This window comes from Pseudomonas donghuensis, assembly GCF_000696345.2.
In the GTDB taxonomy this organism is placed as follows: domain Bacteria; phylum Pseudomonadota; class Gammaproteobacteria; order Pseudomonadales; family Pseudomonadaceae; genus Aquipseudomonas; species Aquipseudomonas donghuensis.
The window spans coordinates 89,098-114,618 of record NZ_CP071706.1; the positions used below are offsets into that span (position 1 = coordinate 89,098).

The 25,521-nt window shown below is 61.6% G+C and carries 22 protein-coding genes and 1 pseudogene; 11 read left to right on the plus strand and 12 right to left on the minus strand.

Going from position 1 to position 25,521, the window contains the following annotated elements; all coding sequences use genetic code 11:
- Window positions 1-3: 3 nt before the first annotated feature.
- Window positions 4-1,419 (minus strand): acetyl-CoA carboxylase biotin carboxylase subunit, encoded by a 1,416-nt coding sequence (locus BV82_RS00460; protein ID WP_010222792.1) that lies wholly within the window; start codon window positions 1,417-1,419, stop codon window positions 4-6.
- Window positions 1,420-1,622: 203 nt separating this feature from the next.
- Here BV82_RS00460 and BV82_RS00465 point away from each other — a divergent pair, with 203 nt between their 5' ends.
- Window positions 1,623-2,570 (plus strand): LysR family transcriptional regulator, encoded by a 948-nt coding sequence (locus BV82_RS00465; protein WP_162471128.1) that lies wholly within the window; start codon window positions 1,623-1,625, stop codon window positions 2,568-2,570.
- On the opposite strand, the gene BV82_RS00470 is transcribed toward BV82_RS00465, so the two are convergent.
- Together BV82_RS00470 and hexR are read right to left on the minus strand one after the other, a co-directional pair.
- Window positions 2,512-2,730 (minus strand): PA3496 family putative envelope integrity protein, encoded by a 219-nt coding sequence (locus BV82_RS00470; protein ID WP_026001293.1) that lies wholly within the window; start codon window positions 2,728-2,730, stop codon window positions 2,512-2,514. The genes BV82_RS00465 and BV82_RS00470 overlap by 59 nt on opposite strands.
- Before the next feature lie 120 nt (window positions 2,731-2,850).
- A complete protein-coding gene (gene hexR / locus BV82_RS00475; protein WP_010222789.1) occupies window positions 2,851-3,717 on the minus strand; it encodes a transcriptional regulator HexR in 867 nt (288 codons plus the stop codon).
- 104 nt (window positions 3,718-3,821) lie between these two features.
- Here hexR and zwf point away from each other — a divergent pair, with 104 nt between their 5' ends.
- Window positions 3,822-5,264, plus strand: a complete 1,443-nt coding sequence (gene zwf, locus BV82_RS00480; RefSeq protein ID WP_010222788.1) for a glucose-6-phosphate dehydrogenase — start codon at window positions 3,822-3,824, stop codon at window positions 5,262-5,264.
- On the opposite strand, the gene BV82_RS00485 is transcribed toward zwf, so the two are convergent.
- Complete coding sequence (locus tag BV82_RS00485) at window positions 5,261-8,131, minus strand: EAL domain-containing protein (protein WP_010222787.1); 2,871 nt, start codon at window positions 8,129-8,131, stop codon at window positions 5,261-5,263. The two genes, zwf and BV82_RS00485, sit on opposite strands and share 4 nt — an antisense overlap.
- 223 nt (window positions 8,132-8,354) lie before the next feature.
- On the opposite strand from BV82_RS00485, the gene uvrD reads away from it, so the two are divergent.
- From uvrD to BV82_RS00500, 3 genes are all read left to right on the plus strand, one after another.
- On the plus strand, window positions 8,355-10,538 hold the full coding sequence (uvrD, locus tag BV82_RS00490) for a DNA helicase II (protein WP_010222786.1): 2,184 nt from the start codon (window positions 8,355-8,357) through the stop codon (window positions 10,536-10,538).
- 196 nt (window positions 10,539-10,734) lie between these two features.
- Window positions 10,735-11,589 (plus strand): TIM44-like domain-containing protein, encoded by an 855-nt coding sequence (locus BV82_RS00495; protein WP_010222785.1) that lies wholly within the window; start codon window positions 10,735-10,737, stop codon window positions 11,587-11,589.
- Window positions 11,590-11,700: 111 nt separating this feature from the next.
- Window positions 11,701-12,108 (plus strand): SMI1/KNR4 family protein, encoded by a 408-nt coding sequence (locus tag BV82_RS00500; RefSeq protein WP_010222784.1) that lies wholly within the window; start codon window positions 11,701-11,703, stop codon window positions 12,106-12,108.
- 134 nt (window positions 12,109-12,242) lie between these two features.
- Here the strand turns inward: BV82_RS00500 and BV82_RS00505 are convergent, their stop codons facing one another.
- The gene (locus BV82_RS00505; RefSeq protein ID WP_010222783.1) at window positions 12,243-14,003 is read right to left on the minus strand and encodes a cation:proton antiporter; all 1,761 of its coding nucleotides are present in this window, start codon (window positions 14,001-14,003) and stop codon (window positions 12,243-12,245) included.
- Window positions 14,004-14,327: 324 nt separating this feature from the next.
- Between BV82_RS00505 and BV82_RS00510 the strand changes: the two genes are divergently transcribed.
- On the plus strand, window positions 14,328-14,813 hold the full coding sequence (locus BV82_RS00510; RefSeq protein ID WP_010222782.1) for an acyl-CoA thioesterase: 486 nt from the start codon (window positions 14,328-14,330) through the stop codon (window positions 14,811-14,813).
- On the opposite strand, the gene pdxY is transcribed toward BV82_RS00510, so the two are convergent.
- Entirely contained in the window at window positions 14,810-15,682 is an 873-nt protein-coding gene (gene pdxY / locus BV82_RS00515) for a pyridoxal kinase PdxY (RefSeq protein WP_010222781.1), read from the minus strand. The two genes, BV82_RS00510 and pdxY, sit on opposite strands and share 4 nt — an antisense overlap.
- A 119-nt stretch (window positions 15,683-15,801) precedes the next feature.
- Here pdxY and BV82_RS00520 point away from each other — a divergent pair, with 119 nt between their 5' ends.
- On the plus strand, window positions 15,802-16,194 hold the full coding sequence (locus BV82_RS00520) for a DUF3301 domain-containing protein (protein WP_010222780.1): 393 nt from the start codon (window positions 15,802-15,804) through the stop codon (window positions 16,192-16,194).
- Here the strand turns inward: BV82_RS00520 and BV82_RS00525 are convergent.
- The 3 genes from BV82_RS00525 to zigA are packed head-to-tail and all read right to left on the minus strand — an operon-like array spanning window position 16,191 to window position 19,021.
- Complete coding sequence (locus tag BV82_RS00525) at window positions 16,191-17,162, minus strand: CobW family GTP-binding protein (RefSeq protein WP_010222779.1); 972 nt, start codon at window positions 17,160-17,162, stop codon at window positions 16,191-16,193. The genes BV82_RS00520 and BV82_RS00525 overlap by 4 nt on opposite strands.
- Before the next feature lie 42 nt (window positions 17,163-17,204).
- Window positions 17,205-17,813, minus strand: a complete 609-nt coding sequence (locus BV82_RS00530) for a DUF1826 domain-containing protein (RefSeq protein WP_036995264.1) — start codon at window positions 17,811-17,813, stop codon at window positions 17,205-17,207.
- Window positions 17,813-19,021, minus strand: coding sequence for a zinc metallochaperone GTPase ZigA (gene zigA / locus BV82_RS00535; protein ID WP_010222777.1), 1,209 nt, complete (start codon window positions 19,019-19,021; stop codon window positions 17,813-17,815). The genes BV82_RS00530 and zigA overlap by 1 nt, the downstream gene beginning before the upstream one ends.
- A gap of 118 nt (window positions 19,022-19,139) precedes the next feature.
- Between zigA and BV82_RS00540 the strand changes: the two genes are divergently transcribed.
- Window positions 19,140-19,526 (plus strand): glutamine synthetase, encoded by a 387-nt coding sequence (locus tag BV82_RS00540; protein WP_103143285.1) that lies wholly within the window; start codon window positions 19,140-19,142, stop codon window positions 19,524-19,526.
- A gap of 24 nt (window positions 19,527-19,550) precedes the next feature.
- Window positions 19,551-20,438: a GTP cyclohydrolase FolE2 gene (folE2, locus tag BV82_RS00545; protein WP_010222775.1), complete on the plus strand. Its 888-nt coding sequence runs from the start codon at window positions 19,551-19,553 to the stop codon at window positions 20,436-20,438.
- Between the two features lie 6 nt (window positions 20,439-20,444).
- Here folE2 and BV82_RS00550 read toward each other — a convergent pair whose 3' ends face one another.
- A complete protein-coding gene (locus BV82_RS00550; protein ID WP_010222774.1) occupies window positions 20,445-20,972 on the minus strand; it encodes a DUF3617 domain-containing protein in 528 nt (175 codons plus the stop codon).
- A gap of 127 nt (window positions 20,973-21,099) precedes the next feature.
- Here BV82_RS00550 and cls point away from each other — a divergent pair, with 127 nt between their 5' ends.
- Entirely contained in the window at window positions 21,100-22,539 is a 1,440-nt protein-coding gene (gene cls / locus BV82_RS00555) for a cardiolipin synthase (RefSeq protein ID WP_010222773.1), read from the plus strand.
- Window positions 22,540-22,545: 6 nt separating this feature from the next.
- Here the strand turns inward: cls and cfaB are convergent, their stop codons facing one another.
- Window positions 22,546-23,730 (minus strand): C17 cyclopropane fatty acid synthase CfaB, encoded by a 1,185-nt coding sequence (gene cfaB, locus BV82_RS00560; RefSeq protein ID WP_010222772.1) that lies wholly within the window; start codon window positions 23,728-23,730, stop codon window positions 22,546-22,548.
- A gap of 209 nt (window positions 23,731-23,939) precedes the next feature.
- On the opposite strand from cfaB, the gene lpdA reads away from it, so the two are divergent.
- Window positions 23,940-25,340 (plus strand): dihydrolipoyl dehydrogenase, encoded by a 1,401-nt coding sequence (gene lpdA / locus BV82_RS00565; protein WP_036995266.1) that lies wholly within the window; start codon window positions 23,940-23,942, stop codon window positions 25,338-25,340.
- A gap of 25 nt (window positions 25,341-25,365) precedes the next feature.
- Here lpdA and BV82_RS26295 read toward each other — a convergent pair.
- Window positions 25,366-25,521, minus strand: a pseudogene (locus BV82_RS26295) (benzoate/H(+) symporter BenE family transporter); the annotation flags it as partial.

Consider the following 25,521-nt stretch of genomic DNA (forward strand, 5'->3'; position numbering starts at 1 on the left):
TCCTCACAGGCCTGCGTGGGCGGCGATGGCGGCAGCGATGGCCAGGGCCAGCTCTTCGGGTTTGCGCTTGATCGAGTAGTTGGTCAGTTCCGGATGGCTTTCAACGAAGCTGGTATTGAACTGACCGCTGCGAAATTCCGGGTTGCGCAGGATTTCCTGGTAATAGGCGGCGGTGGTCTTCACCCCTTGCACGCGCATGTCGTCCAGGGCCCGCAGGCCGCGGTCCATGGCTTCTTCCCAGGTCAGCGCCCAGACCACCAGTTTCAGGCACATGGAGTCATAGAACGGTGGAATGGTGTAGCCGGTGTAGATCGCCGTGTCGGTACGCACGCCCGGGCCGCCGGGTGCGTAGTAACGGGTGATCTTGCCGAAGCTGGGCAGGAAGTTGTTTTTCGGGTCTTCGGCATTGATCCGGAACTGCAAAGCAAAGCCGCGGTGCTGGATGTCTTCCTGCTTGACCGACAGCGGCAGGCCGGAAGCGATGCGGATCTGCTCGCGGACGATGTCGATGCCGGTGATTTCTTCGGTGATAGTGTGCTCCACCTGCACCCGGGTATTCATCTCCATGAAGTACACCTCGCCATCGGCGAGCAGGAACTCCACGGTACCGGCGTTCTCGTAACCCACGGCCTTGGCCGCGCGCACCGACAGGTCACCGATGTAGGCGCGCTGCTCGGGGGTCAGTTGCGGGCTTGGGGCGATTTCGATGAGCTTCTGGTTGCGCCGCTGGATCGAGCAGTCGCGCTCGAACAGGTGCACGACGTTGCCGAAGCTGTCACCAAGGATCTGCGCCTCGATGTGCTTGGGATTGACGATGCATTTTTCCAGGAACACTTCCGCCGAACCGAAAGCCTTGGTTGCCTCGGAGATCACCCGCGGGAACGCTTGCTCCAGCTCTTCACGGCTGTTGCAGCGACGAATACCGCGGCCGCCACCACCGGAAGTGGCCTTGAGCATCACCGGATAACCGATGCGGTCGCCTTCGAGCAGCGCTTCATGGATGTCGGCGACGTTGCCCTCGGTGCCCGGGGTGACCGGTACACCGGCCTTGATCATGCTGCGGCGGGCTTCGGTCTTGTCACCCATGCGGCGAATGACTTCAGCCGAAGGGCCGATGAATTTGATCCCACGTTCGGCGCAGATGTCCGCAAGTTCAGCGTTCTCAGACAGAAAACCATAACCGGGATGCAACGCATCACAACCGGTTTCCACGGCCAGGTTCACCAGCTTGCGCGGGTTCAGGTAGCCGGCCAGGGGCTCGGCACCAATGCTGTGGGCCTCATCGGCACGTTTGACGTGCAAGGCATGGCGGTCGGCGTCTGAGTAGATCGCCACGGAACGGATGCCCATCTCGGCGCAGGCACGCACGATTCGAACAGCAATTTCACCGCGGTTGGCGATCAGGATCTTTTTTATCACTGGAGTATTCCCAAGGCCGCTAGAACAATCGAGCCGGCGTCGCCGGTCGGCGCGTGACCAATCGTCGCTGGCCAGTCGCATCTTTACCCTAGCGCTGTCTCTGGATAAACAAAAATCAATATTTATTAGGGTGTGCATAAGCAAAAGCTTATAGTGCTGTTACAAGGTTTTGCTGGGGCTTGAGAGAAATGCGTAAGTCATTGATGCGTATGACATTGCGTCAACTTCAGATCTTCAATGAGGTCTGTGATTTGCGTTCCTATAGCCGGGCCGCCGAGGAGATGAACCTGACGCAACCCGCCGTTAGTCTACAGATCCGCCAACTCGAAGAACTGGTCGGCCAGCCGCTGTTCGAGTACGTCGGCAAAAAGCTCTACCTGACCGACGCCGCCGAGGCATTGCAGCGCGCCAGCCGCGACATCTTCGGGCGCCTGGAGAGCCTCGACATGCAGCTCTCGGACATGCAGGGCTCGCTGCAAGGGCAACTGAAGCTGGCGGTCGAGTCCAGTGCCAAATACTTCGTCCCGCACCTGTTCGCCGCCTTCAAGCGCTTGCACCCTGAGGTCAATCTTACCCTCACGGTAGTGAACCGGGCCCAGGCCATCCGTCGCCTCTCGGACAACCGCGATGACCTGATCATCATGTCCATGGTGCCTCAGGACATGGGCCTGGAGTTCCTGCCATTCCTGAACAATCCAATTGTAGCCGTGGCGCCGCCCGATCACCCACTGTGCAAGCTCGACAGCCTGCGCCTGCAGGACCTTGAGCCGCACACCCTGCTGGTGCGCGAACAGGGCTCGGGGACGCGCAAGGCTTGCGAAGAGTACTTCAAGGAAAAGCGTGTGCACTTCACCCAGACGCTGGAGGTGGCCTCGGCCGATGCCCAGCGCGAATGCGTGATCGCAGGCCTGGGCATTGCCCTGCTGACCCGCCACGCGCTGAACCTGGAACTGGCCACTGGCGTGCTGCGCGAGCTGCCGGTCGAAGAGCTGCCACTGTACCGCAGTTGGTGCGTAGTGCAGTCCAAGGCCAAGCGGCAGTCGCCGGTGGCCCTGGCCTTTTTAGCGTTCATTCGTAGCGAACGTGCGCAGATCAGCGGGCTTGTTGAGCGTTTCTCGGGGATTCTGCCGCCGATACCTGCCACACGCTGAGGGTCTGCAGGTCGGCGTAGTCGGTGATTTCCTGCAGCAGGCGGCGCTGCTCGGAGTAGCTTTCGATCGCGCGGCGAAACTCCATGCGACGCTGATCTTTTTCCTGCTGCTTGCGGGATTTGGCGTTGGGTTGGTACGAGCCATCGAATTCACGAGCCATTGCATATCTCCCTTTTCGAGTGCGGGAGCTTCAGCCTGACGACGTGGCATTACGATTTGGCGGCGAGCCAATGACAAATCAATGAACCTGTAGGAGCGGGCCTGCCCGCTCCTACAGGCCTCAGTCGTCCATCGCCTTGATCGACTTGGGCGACAAACGCAGGCTGCGCAAGCTGCGCTTGACGCTCTTGAGGTGGTTGACCAGGCTCGGCCCGCGGGCCATGGCAACGCCCATGGCCAGCACGTCGATCACCACCAGGTGGGCGATACGCGAGGTCAGGGGGGTGTAGATCTCGGTGTCTTCGTGCACGTCGATGGCCAGGTTGACGGTCGACAGCTCGGCAAGCGGCGTCTGGCTCGGGCACAGGGTGATCAGCGTGGCGCCGCTTTCGCGCACCAGGTTGGCGGTGATCAGCAGGTCCTTGGAGCGCCCCGACTGGGAGATGCAGATCGCCACATCGCCAGGCTTGAGGGTAACCGCCGACATCGCCTGCATGTGCGGGTCGGAGTAAGCCGCCGCCGTCAGCAACAGGCGGAAGAACTTGTGCTGGGCATCGGCCGCCACCGCACCCGAGGCACCAAAACCATAGAACTCGACGCGCTGGGCCTGGGCCATGGCCGTGACCGCGCGTTGCAAGGCCTGCGGGTCAAGGTGCTCGCGCACCTCCATCAGCGTATGCAAGGTGGTGTCGAAGATCTTCAGGCTGTAGTCGGCAACCGAGTCGTCCTCATGAATCGCGAACTGGCCGAAACTCGCCCCCGCCGCCAGGCTCTGGGCCAGCTTGAGCTTGAGGTCCTGAAAGCCGGAACAACCGATCGCACGGCAAAAGCGCACGATAGTCGGCTCGCTGATACCAACGCTGTGGGCAAGGTCGGCCATGGAGCTATGCATGACGGCCGCTGGATCAAGCAGCACGTGATCGGCAACCTTGAGTTCCGATTTGCGTAGCAGATGGCGCGACTGGGCGATGTGTTGCAACAGATTCAAGGGCAGGACTCGGTTATGATCGACTGACCGGGTTGTAGCTTTCTTGTAGTTATACTACATGACCGGCGACCCGCCCAGCTAAACGAACTAGGAGAGTGGTGGTATTGACTATCCCTTGCGACATCATGGTGTTCGGCGGCACCGGTGACCTGGCCCTGCACAAACTGCTTCCGGCGCTCTACCACCTGTATCGCGAGGCTCGCCTGCACCCGGCCGTACGCATCATTGCCCTGGCCCGCAGCAATCTGCCGCGCAATGAATTCCTCAAGCTCGCCGAACGCCGCTGCCGGGCGCAGATTGCCCGCGCCGACTTCGATGAGGATGTCTGGGCGCGCTTCTCTGCACGGCTGGACTACTTCCCCATGGACGCCTCGCAAAGCGCCGATTTCGTCCGCCTGGCGCGCTTTCTCGGTGAAGCGGGCGGCCTGACCCGGATCTACTACCTGGCCACCGCACCCAATCTGTTCGTGCCGATAGCCAACCACCTGAAAGTCGCAGGCCTGGCCGATCACGACGCGCGTATCGTGCTGGAAAAACCCATTGGCCACTCGCTGGAATCGGCCACGGCAATCAACCAGGCCTTTGGCGCCGTTTTCGCTGAATCGCAGGTGTTTCGCATCGACCACTACCTGGGCAAGGAGACGGTGCAGAACCTCATGGCCCTGCGCTTTGCCAATGCCCTGCTCGAACCGGTATGGCGCAACAACCAGGTCGATCATGTACAGATCAGCGTCTGCGAAACCCTCGGCGTAGAAAATCGCGGCGCCTACTACGACCGTGCCGGCGCCACCCGCGACATGCTGCAAAACCACCTGTTGCAACTGCTCTGCCTGGTGGCCATGGAGCCGCCAGCGCAGTTCGAGGCCGAGGCGGTGCGTGACGAAAAAGTAAAGATTCTCAAGGCCCTGCAACCGATCACCGGCCAGGATGTACAAGACAAGACCGTGCGCGGCCAATACAGCGCCGGCAAGATCGGCGGCCAGGAAGTACCGGCCTACTACTTCGAGAAAGACGTCGACAACGACAGCGATACCGAGACGTTCGTCGCCGTAGAAGCGCATATCAATAACTGGCGCTGGGCCGGCGTACCGTTCTATTTGCGCACCGGCAAGCGCCTGGCCAAGCGCTCGTCGCAGATCGTCATCCAGTTCAAACCCGTGCCGCACCGCCTGTTTGAGGGCGACCAGGCCAACCAGTTGCTGATCCAGCTACAACCCGATGAGCGTATCAGCCTGCAGATGATGACCAAGACCCCCGGCAAGGGCATGCGCCTGGAGCCGGTGGAACTGAACCTCAACCTGGCCCAGGTCTTCGGCCAGACCCGTCGCTGGGACGCCTATGAGCGCCTGTTGCTGGATGTGCTCGAAGGCGATTCGACGCTGTTCATGCGCCGTGACGAAGTCGAGGCTGCCTGGGCCTGGGTCGACCCGATCCTCACCGGCTGGCAGGAGCACTTCCAGGCGCCGCGCCCCTACCACGCCGGCTCCAACGGCCCGGATCAGGCCCACAGCCTGCTGGCGCACCAGGGCCGCGCCTGGCACCTCTAGAAGCTGTAGTGACTGGCCAGTAGCTCGGCCAGCTCCTGCGCCGGTACCGGCCGGCTGATCAGGTAACCCTGCACTTCATTGCAGCCTTGCTTGCGCAAAAACTCCAGCTGTTCATGGGTCTCGACGCCCTCCGCGACCACCTGAAGGTCGAGGCTCTGGGCCATGGCGATGATTGCCCGGGTGATCGCGGCATCTTCACTGCCTTCGCTCAGGCCGCGGATAAAGGCCTGATCGATCTTCACGTAATCCACCGGGAAGCGCTTGAGGTAGCTGAGCGATGAGTAGCCCGTGCCAAAGTCATCGATGGCCAGCTTCACTCCCAGTTCGTGCAACTGGCGGAAGGTGGCGATGATGTGTTCAACGCTATCGAGCAACTGGCTCTCGGTCAGTTCCAGCTCCAGCAGATGCGGCGCCAGGCCACTTTCATCGAGCACCTGGCGCACCAGGCTGACCAGCTTGCCGTGGCGCAACTGATAGACCGACAGGTTCACCGATACACGGATCGGCGCAAGCCCCATGCGCTGCCACTCGCAGGCCTGCCAACAGGCCTGGCGCAGAACGAATTCGCCCATCGGCGCAATCAGGCCGGTTTCTTCGGCCAGGCCGATAAAGTCCGACGGCGGTACCATGCCCCACTGCGGATGCTGCCAGCGCACCAGCGCCTCGGCAGCATGCAGACGGCCAGTGGCCAGGCACAGCTTGGGCTGGTAGTAGACCTGTAGCTGACGCTCCTCGATGGCCTTGCGCAGGTGGTTTTCCAGTTGCAGGCGCTGCAGGGTACTGGCCTGCAGGCTCTCGGTGTAGAACTGGAAATTGTCGCCGCCCAGGTGCTTGGCGTGCTGCATGGCGGTGTTGGCCTGGCTGACCAGTACCGTGACATCCCGCGAGGTATCGGCCAGCAGGCTGATGCCTACCGAGGCGCTGATCACCAGCTCGTGGCCATCGACCCGCAGCGGTACGCGCAGCTTGTCCAGCAAACGGCTGGCCACACGCACCAGGCTCGACAGGTTGCTGTAGGCATCGAACAGCACGGCAAACTCGTCGCCGGACAGGCGCGCCACCGTATCGGCCTCGGGCATGGCATTGCTGATGCGCTGGGCCATTTGCTTGAGCAACTGGTCGGCAACTTCGTGGCCAAGGCTGTCATTGAGCAGCTTGAAGCGGTCCAGGTCGATGTGCAGCAAGGCCAGGCCGCGCCCGCTCTGGCGCAGGCGCTCGCCGGCCTCATGCAGGCGCAGGCGGAACAGGGCGCGGTTGGCCAGGCCCGTCAGCTCGTCGTAGTGAGCCAGGTACCGCAGGCGCTCCTCGGACTCGCGGCGCGCCGACAGGTCGGTAAAGAAGCCGACGATGCTGGTCAGATTGCCCCGTGCATCGCGCACGCCATTGAGCTGCAGCCACTGTGGATAAAGCTCGCCGTTCTTGCGCGCCTCGACCAGTTCCCCCTGCCAGTTGCCCTGCTGCTCCAGTGCCAGCTCAATGGCCTGAGAGTGGCGACGGGCGTCGCGACTGCAGGGCAGTTCCAGTAACCGGCCCTGAAGCAATTCTTCGCGGTTGTAGCCGGTAACCCGGCAGAAGGCCTGATTGACCGCCAGCAACACATAATCAGGGTCGAGAATCACGATGCCTTCGCTGGCCGCCTCAAATACGGTGGCGGCCATGCGCTGCTGTTCTTCCTGGGCTTTTTGCGCACTGATATCCCGGCGGGTGCCAAGCATGCGCAGCACCCGCCCGCTAGCACTGCGCTCCACTGCCCGGCCTCGGTCCTCGATCCAGCACCAGTGGCCCTGGCGGTGACGCACCCGGTAGTCGATGCGGTAATCCTCGCTGCGGCCCTTGAGGTGTTCGACCAGGGTGCGCTTGAGCAGCGGCACGTCATCGGGATGCAGGCGTGGCTTGAGGTGCGCGAGCATTTCCTGAACCTGGTCAGGCTCCAGGCCAAACAACTCGCGCAACTGGGTATGGTGGATCTCGTCGGTTTCCAGGTTCCAGTCCCACAGCCCCAGTTCGCTGGCCTCCAGGGCCAGGGCCAGACGCTGTTCGCTCTTGCTCAGGGCCTGGTTGGCAGCATCCAGCTCCTGGCTGCGCTGGGCGACGCGCGACTCCAGGCCTACTTGCGCCTCGCGCAGTTGCTCCTCGATCAGCCGACGCTGCTCGACCTCCTCGGCCAATGCCTGGTTAAGTCGTTCGCTGCGGCTTTGTGCCGTTTGCAGGTGCTCGATCAGCTCCTGATTCTGAAAGCGCCGCAACAGCCCACGCTCGATCAGCCGGTTGACCTGCCAGGCCACCACTGACAAGGCGAGCAATAAAATCAGGCCAAGCCAGCCCCAGCCACGCTGCTGCTCATCGCCATTGCAGAACAGGAAGGCAATCGGCGGCAGCAGGCACGGCAAGGTAAAACTAAGGAAGGCCGGCAGGCTGACGGCATAGGCGACGCTGGCCGATAGCGTTGCCGCCCCCAGCAGGCCGAATACCCAGGCCTGCTGGACGAAGTTATCCACCGGCACCAGGGCGATCGCCGCGCTGGCCAGGGTCAGGCCACTGAAGGCCGAACCGAACAGGAACATTCGCCACCAGCTTGGCTGGGCCTGTCGAGCGGGCATGGCGGCATCGAAGGCGGCGACCTGGATCACCCGCAAGGCCACCAACGCCGTCAGCCAGACAATCCATATACTGACCAATAGGTAGCGCGCCGGGCTCCACAGCAACCAGGCACAGACCAGACCATTGAGCAGCATGAACAGGGTCGGCAGCAATGAGCCCTGGTACAGCAGGCGGGTGCGCTCGACGGCCAGTTGGGTTGCGAAGTGCTTGCGAATACTCCGGCGCGCTTCGGAAGGGGCGCTCATGGAGTCGGAACCAAGAGTCATAGGCAGTGTTCTTGTAATGGTTAGCCTTAAACGTGCACGGAGCATACACAAGCAAGCTCTCGGGCCAAACTGCTCTGGATCATAATTATTTCATTGCGTTTCCCGACGGCAGGCGCTCAAGCACGCAGGCCTTGGGCTGCAGCCGATGACCAGCCAGTCGTCAGCGGCAAGTTTTTCTACTGTATATTTGCCCAAGGGTCGTCTGCGCCCCTAAAATGGCCGGATGCGCGATGATCTCTCTCTCCTGTTGAACTCTCTCAACGACGCCCAACGCCAGGCTGTAGCTGCGCCGGTCGGTCGTCAGTTGGTCCTGGCCGGTGCCGGCTCCGGCAAGACCCGTGTGCTGGTGCACCGCATCGCCTGGTTGATCCAGGTCGTGCAGGCCTCGCCGCACTCGATCCTGTCGGTGACCTTCACCAACAAGGCCGCTGCCGAGATGCGCCAGCGTATCGAACAGCTGATGGGCATCAACCCGGCCGGCATGTGGGTAGGCACCTTCCACGGCCTGGCGCACCGCCTGTTGCGCGCGCACTGGCAAGAGGCGGGGCTGAACCAGAACTTCCAGATCCTCGACAGCGACGACCAGCAGCGCCTGGTCAAGCGGGTGATCCGCGAGCTGGGCCTGGATGAACAACGCTGGCCGGCGCGCCAGGCACAATGGTTCATCAACGGGCAGAAAGACGAAGGCCTGCGCCCGCAACACATCCAGGCCAGCGGCGACCTGTTCCTGGGCACCATGCGCAGCATCTATGAAGCCTACGAGACCGCCTGCCAGCGCGCCGGCGTCATCGACTTCTCCGAGCTGCTGCTGCGCGCCCTGGACCTGTGGCGTGACCACCCTGGCCTGCTCGAGCACTACCAGCGGCGCTTCCGCCATGTGCTGGTCGACGAATTCCAGGATACCAACGCCGTGCAGTACGCCTGGCTGCGGCTGCTGGCCAAGGGCGGTGACAGCCTGATGGTGGTCGGCGACGACGACCAGTCGATTTATGGCTGGCGTGGCGCCAAGATCGAGAACATCCATCAGTACACTGCCGACTTCCCTGACGCCGAGCTGATCCGCCTGGAGCAGAACTACCGCTCCACCGCCGGTATCCTCAAGGCGGCCAACGCCCTGATCGCCAACAACAGCGGGCGCCTGGGCAAAGAGCTGTGGACCGACGGTGGCGATGGCGAACCGCTGAGCCTGTACGCCGCCTTCAACGAGCACGACGAAGCCCGCTACGTGGTCGAGAGCATCGAAAGCGCGCTCAAGACCGGCCTGGCCCGCAGCGATATTGCCATCCTGTATCGCTCCAACGCCCAGTCGCGGGTGCTTGAAGAAGCACTGCTGCGCGAACGTATTCCTTACCGCATCTATGGCGGCCAGCGCTTCTTCGAGCGTGCCGAGATCAAGAACGCCATGGCCTACCTGCGCCTGCTCGAAGGCCGCGGCAACGACGCCGCCCTTGAGCGGGTGATCAACGTGCCGCCGCGCGGCATCGGTGAGAAGACCGTCGAAGCGATTCGCGAACACGCCCGCCACGCCCAGGTCTCGATGTGGGAGTCGATGAGCCTGCTGATCGCCAACAAGGCGCTCAAGGGCCGCGCTGCCAGCGCCCTGGGCGCGTTCATGGAAATGATCGAGAACCTCGCCGCCAAGGTCATGGAAATGCCCCTGCACCTGATGACCCAGACGGTCATCGAGCAGTCCGGGCTGATCGTCTATCACCAGGAAGAAAAAGGCGAAAAAGGCCAGGCCCGGGTAGAGAACCTTGAGGAACTGGTCAGCGCCGCGCGCAACTTCGAAAACAGCGAAGAAGACGCCGAACTGTCGCCATTGGCGGCCTTCCTCGGCCACGCCTCGCTGGAAGCCGGCGACGCCCAGGCCGACGAGCACGAAGACAGCATCCAGCTGATGACCCTGCACAGTGCCAAGGGCCTGGAATTCCCTCACGTATTCCTGGTCGGCATGGAAGAAGGCCTGTTCCCGCACAAGATGAGCCTGGAAGAACCCGGCCGCCTTGAAGAGGAGCGCCGCCTGGCCTACGTCGGCATCACCCGCGCCATGCAGCAACTGGTGATGACCTATGCCGAGACTCGCCGGCTGTATGGCAGCGAGACCTACAACAAGGTCTCGCGCTTCGTACGCGAAATTCCGGCAGGCCTGGTTCAGGAAGTGCGCCTGTCCAACAGCGTCAGCCGCCCGTTCAGCTCCGGCCAGCAGCAGAACTCGAGCAGCCTGTTTGCCAACGCCAACATTCCGCAGACCGCCTTCAACCTGGGTCAGCGTGTGCAACATGCGGTGTTCGGCGAAGGGGTGATCCTCAACTTCGAGGGTTCCGGCGCTCAGGCCCGGGTCCAGGTCAACTTCGCCGAAGGCAGCAAGTGGCTGATGCTTGGCTACGCCAAGCTCGAGGCCCTGTAACGCAGAAAATCCTGCAGGAGCGGGCTTGCCCCGCGATGCAATGTGACTTGCAAGCCGCAAATCGCGGGGCAAGCCCGCTCCTACAGCGTATACAGACAATTCAGGCAAAAGCTGGAAACATTATGGCGCTGGTCATGTGTCCTACAACCTGTGCACCATGACGCGCGTGCAATCCACAAAACGGGAATACCCTTCTATGCAACGTTTTCTTAGCATCGCTTTGGCGCTGTGCATCGGCCTGACGATGAGTCTCGACGCCAACGCCAAACGCTTCGGCGGCGGCAAGAGCTCGGGCGCCGCGCCGACCCACCAGACCCGTCAGGCGGCCCCGACGACTCCGGCTGCCTCGCCAACCGCGCCAGGTCGCGCACCTGCCGCCGCCAGTGGTGCTTCGCGCTGGCTTGGCCCTCTGGCCGGCCTCGCCGCCGGTGGCCTGCTGGCCTCCATGTTCATGGGCGACGGCTTCCAGGGCATGCAGATCTTCGACATCCTGATCATGGCGCTGATCGCCTTCCTGGTGTTCCGCTTCATCGCCGCCCGTCGCCGCAAGCAGCAGCCGCAAATGGCCGCCGCCGGCCACGCGCCATTCCAGCGCGAAGTGCACCAGCAGCCAGCCCAGCCGTCGATCTTCGGTGGTTCCGCTGCGCCTGCCGCCGCTGCCCGCCCGGTGATCAATGCACCGGCCTGGTTCAACGAACAGAGCTTCCTGGCCGCTGCCCGCAACCACTTCCAGTCGCTGCAGCAGCACTGGGATGCCAATGAAATGGACAAGATCGCCGAATTCGTCACCCCTCAGATGCTGCAGTTCCTCAAGCAGGAGCGCGCTGATCTGGGTGATGGCTTCCAGTCCACCTACATTGACGACCTGAACGTGCAGCTCGAAGGTGTCGACGACCGCGCCGACAAGACCATCGCCACCCTGACCTTCAGCGGCGTGTCGAAAACCTCGCGCTTTGACCAGGGCGAACCGTTCAGCGAAAGCTGGAACATGGAACGCGCCCAAGGCGAAAACCAGCCTTGGCTGGTTGCCGGGATCCGCCAGAACGGCTGATATTGAGGCATTGCACAAAAAACCCCGGGCTTGTCCCGGGGTTTTGCTTTTAGCGCAGCGGGCTACTAGGGTATAACGCGCAGCGTGTCGTAAAGGTTAGAGGATAGAACCGTGGAAGAAGTCATCGAACAGCTCCGAGAAGCCAATGAACCGGTACCGGTGCCGCTGGAGTTGCCGGACGAAGACCAGCTGGTCGAAATCGAAGAAGAGTTGTTTATCAACATTCCGTTCGTGTTCAAGGAGTTCCTGCTGACAGTCAGCGACGTGGTCTACGGTAGCCTCGAGCCGGTCACTGTCACCGACCCGCAGTCGCATACCTACTTGCCGGACGTGGCGGCCAATGCCTGGGATGCCGGCGTGCCGCGCGACCTGATCCCGATCTGCCAGGACGGCGACGACTACTACTGCGTCGAAGAAGATGGCACCGTGGTGCTGTGGTCCGGTGAAGAAGAGATCGTTACCGAAGACAGCTGGGAGTCGGTCTGGCACTGGGCCCGAGACGTCTGGCTGGAAAGCTGAATGAGAAATAACCACACAAAGTAATGGCTCTTGGCTATTAATGTTCGTAGAATCGCCACGCCTTCCTGCGCGTGGCGCTTCGCTACCGCTCCATCCCCTCGGACATTCGAACCGCCCCGCGCAGGAAGCGCCTCTTAGTGGTGGTTCTCCTGGTTGTTTTCCAGGGTTTCCAGCAAAGCGATCTGCATGCGTGTGTGCACACGGATGAACCAGCGCCACAGCACTGCCACCACCACCGCCGCGACCACCACGATCAGCAACAGCAGCTCGCTGGTCGGCAGGATACTGGCCGACAACGCCGCTAGCAGCAGGAAAATCACCAGCAGCGACAGCAGCGGAATCACCTCGGCGATCACCCGTCGCACCCGCTGGGTATGCCGCCCGGCCATCTCCGGCTTGACCCCCATCTCCGCCAGCAACATCGACAGTGCCTTGAGCTTGCGGTACGCCGCGATCAGGAACGGCAGCGACAGCATCAGCGCCGCGCCCCAGATCAAGGCCTTCTGCTGGCCAATATCGCTGACCCACTCGCTCAGGTAGTCACCAATGCGGGCGGCGAAATAACCACCGCTGAAGAAGATCGCCACCACCAGCGCCAGGTTCACCCCCACTTGCAGCAGAATACGCCGGATCATCGAGGCCAGCATCGCCCCTTCGCCATGGGGTTGAATGCTGCGCAGCCACTCGCCATACAGCGACAACACCCGCGCCAGACGCCCCGGCACGACCTTGGCCAGCTTCAGCGACAACGGGTCGGCAGCGCGAATCAGGTAGGGCGTGAGCAGCGTGGTGATGGCCGATACCGCTACCGCCACCGGGTAGAGGAAGTCGCTGGTGACCTGCAGGGTGATGCCCAGCGCGGCGATGATGAAAGAGAACTCGCCAATCTGTGACAGCCCCATCCCTACCCGCAGCGAGGTGCGTCCGTCGTTACCGGCGATAAAGGCGCCCATGCCGCAGGAAAGCATCTTGCCCAGCACCACGGCAATGGTGATGACCACGATCGGCCAGGCGTACTCGAGCAGGATCGACGGGTCGATCATCATGCCGATGGCAACGAAGAAGATGGCACTGAACAGGTCGCGAACCGGCTCGATCAGGCGCTCGATCTTCAGCAATTGCCGTGATTCCGCCATGATCGCACCGATCAGGAAGGCACCCAGGACCATGCTGTACTCAAGCTTGACCACCAGCAGGCAGAACCCGAAACACAGGCCCAGGACGGTGATCAGCAACATCTCATTGCTTTCGAAACGGGCCACGTACGCCAACAGGCGCGGCACCAGGAGGATGCCGATGACCAGCGCAACGATCATGAACAGCGACAGCTTGCCAACGGTGGAAAACACCTCGCCGGAGCTCACAGTGCCACTGACGGCGATGCCCGAGAGCAACGCGATGATGCCGATGCCAAGGATGTCTTCGACGATCAGTACACCGAAGATCAGCTGGGCAAAGCGCTCGTTCTTCATCTTCAGGTCGTTGAGCGCCTTGACGATGATGGTGGTCGAGGAGATCGCCAGGATCGCACCGAGGAACAGGGAGTCCATGGTGCTCCAGCCGAACCAGCGGCCGATCTCGAAGCCGATCCAGATCATCAGCACGATTTCCAGGAACGCTGCGATGAACGCTGTGGCCCCGACCTTGAACAGTTTGCGCAGGCTGAACTCCAGCCCCAGGCAAAACATCAGGAAGATCACCCCGAGCTCTGCCAGGGTCTTGATCGTGTCTTCGTCATGAATCAGGCCGAACGGCGGGGTGTGCGGGCCGATGATAAAGCCGGCAACGATGTAGCCAAGCACCACGGGCTGCTTGAAACGGTGAAACAGGATAGTGACCACCCCGGCAACCAGCATGATCACTGCCAAATCCTGAATAAAGCTGATGGCATGCACGGCGTGGGACTCCTTACCTGGTATCCAGAGACAAGCCGCAACCCACCCGAAGCATTGTCTGATTGAGTTACGGATACATAGCGTTTTAAATGTAGGAAGCCCACCTTGCATGGGCTTCCTCAGGTTAACACCGCCGCTTGTCGCTAGAAGCCGGTGCAATATGAAGAAACAGATCGACCAAAGCATCGCCGTAAATGGCACAAACAGCGTGACGGCAAGGCCGCTGTCAGCGTCCCGTCTTACTAGATGGGAATCGTATTGGGGGAAAGAAGCGTGAATAGCAATCGCCACCCCGCCTCAGCGCAACCTTACCGTGAGCACACTATGGAACCTGGAAACGCCCAGCTGTCGATGACCGTCCTGATGACCCCGGACATGGCCAACTTTTCTGGCAACGTCCACGGCGGCACCCTGCTCAAATACCTCGATGAAGTAGCCTATGCCTGCGCCAGCCGTTACGCCGGCCGTTATGTGGTGACCCTGTCGGTCGACCAGGTGGTCTTTCGCGAACCGGTGCATGTCGGCGAGCTGGTGACTTTCCTCGCCTCGGTCAACTACACCGGCAACACCTCGATGGAAGTCGGCATCAAAGTCGTCACCGAAAACATTCGCGAACGCTCGGTGCGCCACAGCAACAGCTGTTTCTTCACCATGGTCGCCGTCGACGATGACCGCAAGCCGGTGGCGGTGCCGCCCCGCCAGCCTGAAACCAGCGAAGAAAAGCGCCGTTTCCTGCAGGGCAAACAGCGCCGGCTGATCCGTCAGGAGCTGGAAAAGCGCTACCAGGAACTCAAGGGCGACGCCCTTTAAATGGCCAGGGGCTGCGCTGCAAAGCGCAGCCGTGGGTGCACGATGCGGTCCTGGGCACGCACCAGTTCCAGCTCGTAGCTGGCGCAGGCCTGGGTTTCCAGCAGCACTTCGTGCACTGCGGCGGCGGTGAATTCAAACGCCGTGACCCAGTCATCGCCCAGCAGCAAACGCGCCAGGAACAAGCCCGACGTCAGGTCACCCACGCCCACTGGCTGGCGCGCAAATGCCAGCAACGGGCGGCGGATAAGCCAGCTACCGTCGGCGGTAACCAGCAGCATTTCAAAGTCTTCGACACTGCGCCCGGGATAGGCCAGGTGCTTTACCAGGATAGCTTTCGGGCCTCGCACCAACAGGCTGCGGGCCATGCTGACACAGTCTTGCAGCGACTCGGCCCGGCGCCCGCAGAAGCTATCCAGCTCCAGCTGATTCGGGCACAGCACGTCGGCGGTGGTCAGTGCTTCTTCCACCAGGAACTCGCTGACCTCGGCCGGGACGATACAGCCCTTCTCCGGATGGCCCATCACCGGGTCGCACAGGTACAAGGCGCGCGGGTTGGCGGCCTTGATCCGGGCCACACCGCTGAGGATCGCCCGCCCCTGCTCGGCACTGCCCAGGTAGCCGGACAGCACCGCGTCGCAGTTGCCCAACTCACCGATCGTCGCAATCCCCTCAACCAGCGCAGGAATTTGCGCTGGAGCAAGCACTTCTCCGGTCCACTGACCATACTGAGTATGGTTGGAGAACTGCACGGTATTGAGCGGCCAGACCTTCACCCCGACCCGCTGCATGGGAAACACCGCAGCGCTGTTGCCGGCATGGCCGAAAACCACGTGGGACTGGATGGCGAGCAGATGCGGTGTACGTTTCATGCAGGTCTTCCGAAAGCGTAGGAATGAAAAACAAGGCACGCAGTATGGCGCTAAATGCCACCTGTACGACAGACCGGGGAGGCAGTTAAGCTGGGCATACCTCGTTGGAGCATATGTAAATGTTGACCCTGGGAAATCTCTTCGTGCTGATGCTGCTGGCCACGGCGGGCGCCTGGTTGTGGCATAACCACGGCTTGCGTGAAAAGGCTCTGGAGCGAGTCAAGCAGCACTGCGCCAAACTCGATCTGGAGCTGCTCGATGGCAATGTCGCGCTCAAGCGCATCGGTTTTGTGCGCGACGCCAACGGCCGCAAGCGCCTGGCCCGGGTGTACAACTTCGAATTCACCGTGACCGGCGAACAGCGCCATCCCGGTACCGTCACCCAGTTTGGCGCGCACACCATGCAAATCGAACTGGCCCCCTACCCGTTCGAGATCAAGACACCACAACATCACGACAACGTCGTCGAGATGAACCAGTGGCGCCAGGACCACAACCGCTGGCGCAACTAGACGCGGCAGGCCAGCATGGCTTGCTGCAATGGTTCAGGGGCCTGCGGCTCGGCGAAGATCAGCTCCAGCCGCGAGTCGCGGCGCCATTCACTGTTGCTCCACTGCAATGTAGGCTGCCCTGCCAAGGCGTTGATCGACTGCCAGCCATCCAGACTGTGGATAACTGCCTTGGCCCGACGCCAGTCCAGCCCCTGCAGAAAGCGCTCCAGACGGGGGCGATCGAACACCTGACCCGGGTGCCAGCGCCAACCTATGCTCCAACCTTCTGCGGCCTGCCGAATACTGCAAATAGGCTCCTGTGGATTTGTCCACAGGCTGCTGACGACCCCGGGAATATTGACTGCCGCGAGCTTATCCACAGCGGCGGGAAGTGGCGCTGCAGAGCTTTCCACAGGCACTTCGGACCAGGGCAATTGCCCATGATCGGTCCAGTACAGGCGAGCAGCAGGTAGCTGAGAAGTTATCCACAAGCGCTGTTGTGCATCCAACCCGGCAGACTTGTTCAGCACCAGCAATCCAGCGCTGGCCAGGGTCGATTGCTGGGCTTCAGGCAGGGCAATACCTGCAGCCAATTGCTCGGCATCCAGCACCAGCACCGCCGGTTGTACCGCCAACACGCCTTGCCAAGGCGGCAAACGCAGTTGCTCAAGCAACTGCAGCGGATGACCCAACCCGGACGGTTCGATGAATACCCGCTGTGGCCTGGCCTTGCGCAGCAAGCGACCCAGGCCAACCTGAAACGGCATGCCGTTGACGCAGCACAGGCAACCACCGGCCACTTCACCCAAGGCAATACCGTCATCGTCGCTGGCCAGCAGCGCCATATCCAGGCCGATCTGGCCAAACTCGTTGATCAGTACCGCCCAGCGCTCATCGGCGGGCCGCTGCGCCAGCAGTTGACGAATCAGGCTGGTCTTGCCGGCACCGAGCGGGCCGGCAATCACGTGGGTAGGAATGTTCTGCAACATGGGACGGAGAGTGCCTGAAATTTTCGCCACTATGCCGCTATTTCAGGCCATCCAGTCAAGGCTGAGAATCAGGCGACGTTCGCCATTCAACAGCGCCGGCGAGCGATGGACCAGCCCGCCACCCTGGTTGCCGAGCCACTTCTCGCCCTTGAGCAAGGCCACCTCACCGCTGCCCAACTGGCGGACCGCACTGGCAGCGGGCTGCTCCCGGGCAAGCTGCGATCGGTCGATTGCACCTTCTTCCAGCCATTCACTGCCTGGGCCGGCATAGGTGCTCAGCAAACGCAGGGGTACATGGTCGACATGAAACCGCGGGCACATGGCGCTGCTCAGCGCCTGTAACCGCAGACCGACACGCCGGGCGTCGAGCAGGCAAGCGTAGGCACTCACCAGCCAGGCAACGTCAGTGAGAAACGCCCTCTGGCCCTCCAGGTCGGCATAGCCACCCAGCAAGCCGTTGAGGTCCGGCAACTGATGCTGGTCATCCAGCTCGATTACCCGGCTTTCACCCAGTGGCTGGTTCAACGACAACAGCAACCGGGCAAAGTCCTCGATCTGCACCGGCAGGCGCCGCTGCCAAACCGCAAGGTTTACCCCGTCCTGCAACGCCTCGGTGAGCACCTGGGGCGTTTCGCCGAACGCCTGGCGCATTACGCCGCTTCCTCGTCGAACCAGGGGCCAAACGGGTCGGGCAATTGCTGCCAGCTGTGCACACCCGCCGCCATTTCTGCATCGTCGAGCAGGCAGGCCGAGAGCTCGGCATCCAGCCGCGCGAAGTCGATGTTCTGGCCAATAAACACCAGCTCCTGACGGCAATCACCGCATTCGGCGCTCCAGTTCTTGAGGATCGCCGCAGTGCTCTGCTCATCTTGCGGCCAGTGCTCGCGTGGAACGAAGCGCCACCAGCGTCCGGCAAAGCCATGGCGCATCATGCCGCCGGCCTGCGACCAGCTACCGGCGTCCTGGTGCTTGCTGGCCAGCCAAAAAAAGCCTTTGGAGCGCAGCAGCCGACCGTTGTTCCACGGCGTGTGGATAAAGTCGAAAAAGCGCTGCGGATGCAGCGGCCGGCGGGCTTGCCAGGTGGTGGCGGCAATTCCGTATTCCTCGGTTTCCGGCACATGCTCCCCGCGCAGTTCCTGCAGCCAGCCGGGCGCCTGGGCTGCGCGCTCGAAGTCGAACAGGCCAGTATTGAGGATCTGTGGCAACGCCACCTGGCCCATGACCATCGGCACAATCTGCGCCTGGGCGTTGAGGCTGCGCAGGATGGCGCTGAGCTCTTCGCGCTCGGCACTGCTGATCAGGTCGATCTTGCTCAGCAGGATTACATCGGCGAACTCCACCTGCTCGATCAGCAGGTCACTGATCGAGCGCTCGTCTTCATCACCGAGGGTTTCGCCGCGGCTGGCCAGGCTTTCGGCGGCCTGATAGTCACGCAGAAAGTTCAAGCCATCGACCACGGTGACCATGGTATCAAGGCGCGCCTGGTCGGCCAGGCTGCGGCCTTGCTCGTCGCGAAAGGTAAAGGTCTCGGCGACTGGCAGCGGCTCGGAGATGCCGGTGGACTCGATCAACAGGTAATCGAAACGCCCCTCCCGGGCCAGGCGGGCGACCTCTTCGAGCAGGTCTTCACGCAGGGTGCAGCAGATGCAACCGTTGCTCATCTCCACCAGCTTCTCTTCGGCACGGTTAAGGCTGACGTTGCGCTGGACCTCACTGGCATCGATGTTGATTTCACTCATGTCGTTGACGATCACCGCGACCCGTAGGTTGTCGCGGTTTTTCAACACGTGATTGAGCAGCGTGCTTTTGCCGGCACCCAAAAAGCCGGAGAGCACGGTTACGGGAAGACGGTCGGGCATGGGGGCGATCCTCATCAGGAGAGAGCATTCGAACGATGCATTGCGCAATGTTATATTATAACAATACAATCTCGCCAACCTACTTCGCCCAGAACATGACCAAAGGCCGACCTGAAAGATGAAATCGCGTTGCTTGTTTGCCTTCGCCGTGTTGCTGCAGTGCGAGTTCGCCAGCGCCAACACCACGCCCTTGAGCAACGGCCTGGCGCTCTGTACCCGCAGCGCAACCCTGCTTGCCTGCAGCGATGCCCAAGGCAATTACTACAGCGTGCAAACCCAAGGCAACACGACCTACCTGCGGGGCTTTGAAATGCAAGGTCGCAGGCTATGGGCGCAAACCAACAGCCGCTATGGCCAATTGACCTTTTACACAGGCGTGGCGAGCAACGGTGAAACCTGGGTCGGTTACAGCCGGCGTGTGGGCTGGACCACCTTGAACAGCGTGTCGAGTTCCACCGGGCAGCGTTTCAATCTGCGCTGCAATCGCCTGAACGGCTGCCAATAGTCTTCCTTGAAAAGTGAACCACTGATGAGCGCTTTCACCCTTCCTGACATCGCTGCCCAAGCCACCAACAGCCAGTTGCCCTTGGATTGGGTAGGCATGTGTGGCATTGCCCTGCCGCTGCAGATCAACGGGCAGATTCTGCGAGCAAGTGCCGACGCAGGTGTCAGCCTTGATGATGGCGCGTCCCGGGGCATTCACATGTCGCGCTTGTACCTGGCGCTGGAGGCACTGGAACACCAGGCCTTGAGTCCTGTGTTGCTGAACGCGGTGCTGGAGTGCTTTCTCGACAGCCACATCGGCCTTTCCGCCAGCGCCTTCTTGACCCTTCGTTTCGAACTGATGCTCAAACGCCCTGCCTTGATCAGCCCGTTGGCGGGCTGGAAAGCCTATCCGGTTACCCTGAATGCGCAGCTAAAAGACGGAGTGTTCCACGTGGAACTATTTGTCGATGTGGAGTATTCCTCCACCTGCCCCTGTTCCGCTGCCTTGGCCCGGCAGTTGATTCAGCAGCAATTTCTCACCGACTTTGGCAATCGCACCTTGAGCCATGAGGCTGTCTTGAGTTGGCTCGGAAGTGCCCAGGGCATCGTCGCCACACCTCACAGCCAACGCAGCGTAGCGAAGCTGCAGGCTCGATTGCGCCAAGGCATTAATGAGCTGCCGATAGAAGCGCTGATCGACCACGCTGAAAAAGCCTTGGGTACCGCGGTACAAACTGCGGTAAAGCGTGCTGATGAACAGGCTTTTGCGTTGGCCAACGGTCAGAATCTGATGTTCTGCGAAGATGCCGCCCGACGGCTTCATGTGGCTTTGAAGACGCTACCCTGGCTCGGCGGCTTCAACCTGCGCGTGGAACATGCCGAAAGCCTGCATGCCCACGACGCAGTTGCCCACAGCCAATGGCACTGGTGAGGCGCTTCAGGTTCGCGGCTTGACCGTACCGCAATCATTGCCCAGCCACACCGCACGAGTATTCATGCTGCCTTGCTGCTGCACACCGGAAGCGTTGAAGGTACCGTTGACCTTGGTCAGGAACTCGCGATTGTTGAGAAATGTGGCTTCGCCATTGCCCTGAGCTTTCGGGCAACTGAAGGTGAATTTCCAGACATTGCCGTTGCGCTCGGTGATTTTTTGAGTGCAACCAGACTTGGGATCTTGCAGCGGGATGTCGTTGCTTTTCACTTGCTCGGGGGTCAGGCAGGAGCGCACCCCCTGACCCGCCACACTGATCCCTTGCTTGGCCAGGCCGCCCTCGATCATCGCCCGTTGCTCTGGCGGCAGATTCTTCAGCTGGCCGAGCATGAAGCCCATGTCCGGCAGTGGCTTGCCATCGACCTGCATGTTGCTGGTGGTCAGCTCCCACAGGCCAGGTTGCAACATCTGCGCATGCACCAACGGGCTCGCCAGGCCCAGCACCAGTGCCAGCATTGGCAGACGACTCTTCATGTAATGACTCCTCAAAACTCCAGCCCCAAGCTGGAACACAGCTTAGACGTCATTTTGTGCTTTCGGTTGCAACGGCGGCCTGGAACATGCTCTGTTAGGGGCAGAGCCTTCGGACAGCAGGATGCGTATGGATTACCACAGCCCCTACTTCTTCGGTTATCTCATTGGTGTGATTCACCTGCTCGGCGGTATCGCCGCGTTGCATGCGGTGTTCACAGTGCGCACCGCTCAGGGGGCGATTGCCTGGGCAATGTCGCTGCTGTTCATTCCCTACTTCACCCTCATCCCCTACCTGGTGTTCGGCAGCCGTACCTTCGATGCCTACATCGAGGCCCGGCGCCAGGCCAACCGGGAAATGCACGTGGCCATGGCGGACCTGAACTGGCGACCGTGGGTCGAGGAAGCGCTGGCCGCACGCAACTCGGAGTCCTATGGCGCGCTGCGGGCGATGCCCAGGCTCGGGCGCATGCCCTGCCTGGCCAATAATCAGGTGCGCTTGCTGGTCGACGGCAAGGCCACTTTCGATGCGATCTTTCGCGCCATCGCCGGTGCTCGCGACACAGTGCTGGTGCAGTTTTTCATCATTCACGACGATGATCTGGGGCGGCAGTTGCAAGCCCTGCTACTGAAAAAAGCCGCCGAAGGCGTGAAGGTCTACGTGCTCTACGACAGCGTCGGCAGCCACGCCCTACCCTCGGCCTACAACCACACACTGCGCGAGGGTGGCGTGAACATCCGCGCCTTCGCGACCCGTCGCGGCTGGTTCAACCGCTTCCAGGTCAACTTCCGTAACCACCGCAAGATCGTCGTGGTCGATGGCCTGCTGGGGTTTGTTGGCGGACATAACGTTGGCGATGAGTACCTGGGCGCTAACCCCAAGCTGTCGCCCTGGCGCGATACCCACGTGCAGGTCAGTGGGCCGGTGTTGGCCTGCCTGCAGGAGTCGTTCGCTGAAGACTGGTTCTGGGCGTCACGGACATTACCGCCGCTGATCCTGCCGGAGACCTACCCGGAAGACGGCGTGCTCTGCCAAGTGCTCGCCAGCGGCCCGGCCGACCCACAGGAAACCTGTTCGCTGTTCTTCGTCGAGGCGATCCATTCGGCGCGTGAGCGGCTGTGGATCACCAGCCCCTACTTCATCCCCGACGAAGCGGTGTTCGCCGCCCTGCGCCTGGCGGTGCTGCGCGGCGTCGACGTGCGCATCCTGATTCCTTCACGCCCGGACCACCGCATCGTCTACGCCGCCTCCAGCCTGTTCGCCTTCGAGGCGGTGCGCGCCGGGGTGCGGATGTTTCGTTTTGAACCAGGGTTCCTGCATCAGAAGGTGGTGCTGATCGATAACGAGATCAGTGCCATCGGCAGCGCCAATCTCGACAACCGTTCGTTTCGGCTCAACTTTGAGATCATGCTGCTGACCGTCGACCGCGAATTTGCCGATCAGGTCGAAACCATGCTCACCGATGACTTTGATCGCGCCCGGGAGATCACCGCCGAAGACACTCGCGACACGCACCGCCTGCAACAACTGGGGATGCGTATCGCACGGCTGATTTCGCCGATTCTGTAAGCTGTCTTAGCGGTAGAAATCTTCGCGGGTCAGCGGCAAATCGTGGCTGCCATCGGCGAAAGGCTTCACTGCCAGTATCTGGTGCAGGTTGATCCAGCCCTTGGCAAAGGCATAGGAGCAGCCGGCCAGGTACAGGCGCCAGATGCGCAAGGCCCGCTCCGGTACCAGCGCGCTAGCCTTGTCCAGTTGTGCTTCGAGGCGGTTGCTCCAGTGCTCCAAAGTCCGCGCGTAATGCAGGCGCAGGCTTTCGACGTCGACGATTTCCAGGCCTGCCTCGCTGATCCGTGCGCTGATCATCGACAAGTGCGGTAGCTCGCCATGGGGGAACACGTAGCGCTCAATGAAGTTGCCCGCGCCCCGCCCGACCGGTCGCCCGTCAGTGTGCTTGGCGGTAATGCCGTGGTTCATCACCAGGCCCCCTTCGCGCACCGCGCCAAACAGGCGCTGGCAGTACAACGCCAGGTTGGCATGGCCGACGTGTTCGAACATGCCAACGCTGACCACCTTGTCAAAGCGCCCGTCCTGGGGCAGGTCGCGGTAATCGAGAATCTGCAGCTCCACCTGCCCCTCCAGGCCATCGGCCTTGACCCGTTCACGGCCCAGCTTGAGCTGTTCCTTGCTCAGGGTGATGCCGAACACCTTGGCACCGAACTCCCTGGCCGCATAACGTGCCAACCCGCCCCAACCACAGCCGACATCGAGCAGGTAATCGCCCTTGTGCAGGCGCAGCTTGCGGCACAGGTGCTCGAACTTGTTCTGCTGGGCTTGCTCCAGGGTGTTGGTGGGTGATTTGAAATAGGCGCAGGAGTACGCCATGTCGCTATCCAGCCACAACTGGTAGAAGGCGTTGGACAGGTCATAGTGGTAGGAAATCGCCGCCGCATCGGTAGCCTTGTCATGCTCGGCGCGCACCGGCTGTGGGTCTTCTTCATCCTTGAGCAAGGCTACGCTCAGTTCATCGCAGACACGAATCACCTCACCGATGGAGCCCTCCAGGTCCAGCTTGCCTTCGACAAATGCAGCGCCCAGTTCATCCAGGCTCGGATGGGCCAGTTGGGTAATCAGCTGCGGATCCTTGACCAGGATGGTGACTTGCGGCTTGGGCCCCAGATCGAACGCATGACCATCCCAGAGCTTCAGTCGCAGTGGTAGTCGCAGGCTTTGCAGAACAGGTGGAAGTTGCGCAAGCATGAAATTAGCCTCCTTTTTTCATCGGACGTCTGTCCAAAAGGGTAGTTCATTCACAGCAAGTTTCAGCTAATACAGACCATAGTCTGAGCCTGCCGGGCCCGTTCCAGACCTTGCGGGCGCGGCGGGTACCCACGATCAATTGTATACAATCAGCCGTTGTGCAGATTAGTCTTGGCGCCATTGTCGATTCTTCATCCTGGAGTACAACAATGAAAACCTATGATGTAGTGATCATTGGCGGCGGGCCTGGCGGCTACAACGCGGCTATTCGTGCTGGCCAGCTTGGCTTGAGCGTGGCGTGCGTCGAAGGTCGTTCAACCCTGGGGGGCACGTGCCTGAACGTCGGCTGCATGCCGTCCAAAGCGCTACTGCATGCCTCTGAGTTGTATGAAGCGGCAGTAGGCGGCGAGTTCGCCAGCCTTGGCATCGAGGTCAAACCAACCCTCAACCTCGCGCAGATGATGAAACAGAAGGACGAAAGCGTCAGCGGCCTGACCAAAGGCATCGAGTTCCTGTTTCGCAAGAACAAGGTCGACTGGATCAAGGGCTGGGGCAAGCTCGATGGCGTCGGCCGGGTCACGGTCAGCGATGAGCAGGGTGTCATCACTGAGCTGCAGGCCAAGGACATTGTCATCGCTACCGGCTCGGAGCCGACGCCGCTGCCAGGCGTGACCATCGACAACCAGCGCATTATCGACTCCACTGGCGCCCTGGCCCTGGGTGAAGTGCCCAAGCACCTGGTGGTCATCGGCGCCGGGGTCATCGGCCTGGAGCTGGGTTCGGTGTGGCGCCGGTTGGGCAGCCAGGTAACCGTGGTCGAGTACCTTGATCGCATCTGCCCCGGCACCGATGAAGAAGCGGCAAAAACCCTGCAACGCTCCCTGGCCAAGCAAGGCATGAAGTTCAAGCTCGGCAGCAAAGTCACCCAGGCCACGGTTTCGGCGCAAGGGGTGAACCTGAGCCTGGAGCCTGCCGCTGGCGGCAGCGCCGAAACCCTCGAAGCCGATTACGTGCTGGTCGCCATTGGCCGTCGCCCCTACACCCAGGGCTTGGGCCTGGAAAGCGTCGGCCTTGAGACCGACAAGCGCGGCATGCTCGCCAACCAGCACCATCGCACCGGCGTGCCAGGGGTCTGGGTGATCGGCGATGCCACTTCCGGGGCGATGCTCGCGCACAAGGCCGAGGACGAAGCGATCTCCTGCATTGAGCAAATTGCCGGCAAGGCTCACGAGGTCAATTACAACCTGATCCCGGCGGTCATCTACACCCGCCCGGAGCTGGCCAGCGTCGGCAAGACCGAAGAGCAGCTCAAGGCCGAGGGCCGTGAATACAAGGTCGGCAAGTTCCCTTTCAGCGCCAACAGCCGGGCCAAGATCAACCACGAGACCGAAGGCTTTGCCAAGGTCCTGGCCGACGCCCGTACCGATGAAGTGCTGGGTGTGCACCTGGTCGGCCCGAGCGTCAGCGAGATGATCGGCGAATACTGCGTGGCCATGGAGTTCAGCGCCTCGGCCGAAGACATCGCCCTCACCTGCCACCCGCACCCGACCCGCTCCGAGGCCCTGCGCCAGGCGGCGATGAACGTCGATGGCAAAGCCATGCAGATCTGATCAGTCGGCCGCCCCTGCCCTGCCAACCTGTGGCGCCCGTCGCCACAGGCTGAGGAATCACCCCAAGCAGACCACTGCCGATGGAAATCGCCCAGACCCACGAAGACAGTTCGGCCGCCGACAGCTGGGCGCTGTGGGCGGCCTGGAAGATGATCACCAAGGGGCCAGCGATGGATTCAAC

Bases quoted from the DNA above. Each gene is read 5' to 3' on its own strand.
- BV82_RS00465 (WP_162471128.1), top strand. From the start codon at position 1,623: ATGCGTATGACATTGCGTCAACTTCAGATCTTCAATGAGGTCTGTGAT.
- BV82_RS00470 (WP_026001293.1), bottom strand. From the start codon at position 2,730: ATGGCTCGTGAATTCGATGGCTCGTACCAACCCAACGCCAAATCCCGC.
- BV82_RS00485 (WP_010222787.1), bottom strand. From the start codon at position 8,131: ATGACTCTTGGTTCCGACTCCATGAGCGCCCCTTCCGAAGCGCGCCGG.
- uvrD (WP_010222786.1), top strand. From the start codon at position 8,355: ATGCGCGATGATCTCTCTCTCCTGTTGAACTCTCTCAACGACGCCCAA.
- BV82_RS00495 (WP_010222785.1), top strand. From the start codon at position 10,735: ATGCAACGTTTTCTTAGCATCGCTTTGGCGCTGTGCATCGGCCTGACG.
- BV82_RS00510 (WP_010222782.1), top strand. From the start codon at position 14,328: ATGGAACCTGGAAACGCCCAGCTGTCGATGACCGTCCTGATGACCCCG.
- pdxY (WP_010222781.1), bottom strand. From the start codon at position 15,682: ATGAAACGTACACCGCATCTGCTCGCCATCCAGTCCCACGTGGTTTTC.
- BV82_RS00520 (WP_010222780.1), top strand. From the start codon at position 15,802: ATGTTGACCCTGGGAAATCTCTTCGTGCTGATGCTGCTGGCCACGGCG.
- BV82_RS00525 (WP_010222779.1), bottom strand. From the start codon at position 17,162: ATGTTGCAGAACATTCCTACCCACGTGATTGCCGGCCCGCTCGGTGCC.
- BV82_RS00530 (WP_036995264.1), bottom strand. From the start codon at position 17,813: ATGCGCCAGGCGTTCGGCGAAACGCCCCAGGTGCTCACCGAGGCGTTG.
- zigA (WP_010222777.1), bottom strand. From the start codon at position 19,021: ATGCCCGACCGTCTTCCCGTAACCGTGCTCTCCGGCTTTTTGGGTGCC.
- BV82_RS00540 (WP_103143285.1), top strand. From the start codon at position 19,140: ATGAAATCGCGTTGCTTGTTTGCCTTCGCCGTGTTGCTGCAGTGCGAG.
- folE2 (WP_010222775.1), top strand. From the start codon at position 19,551: ATGAGCGCTTTCACCCTTCCTGACATCGCTGCCCAAGCCACCAACAGC.
- BV82_RS00550 (WP_010222774.1), bottom strand. From the start codon at position 20,972: ATGAAGAGTCGTCTGCCAATGCTGGCACTGGTGCTGGGCCTGGCGAGC.
- cls (WP_010222773.1), top strand. From the start codon at position 21,100: ATGGATTACCACAGCCCCTACTTCTTCGGTTATCTCATTGGTGTGATT.
- cfaB (WP_010222772.1), bottom strand. From the start codon at position 23,730: ATGCTTGCGCAACTTCCACCTGTTCTGCAAAGCCTGCGACTACCACTG.
- lpdA (WP_036995266.1), top strand. From the start codon at position 23,940: ATGAAAACCTATGATGTAGTGATCATTGGCGGCGGGCCTGGCGGCTAC.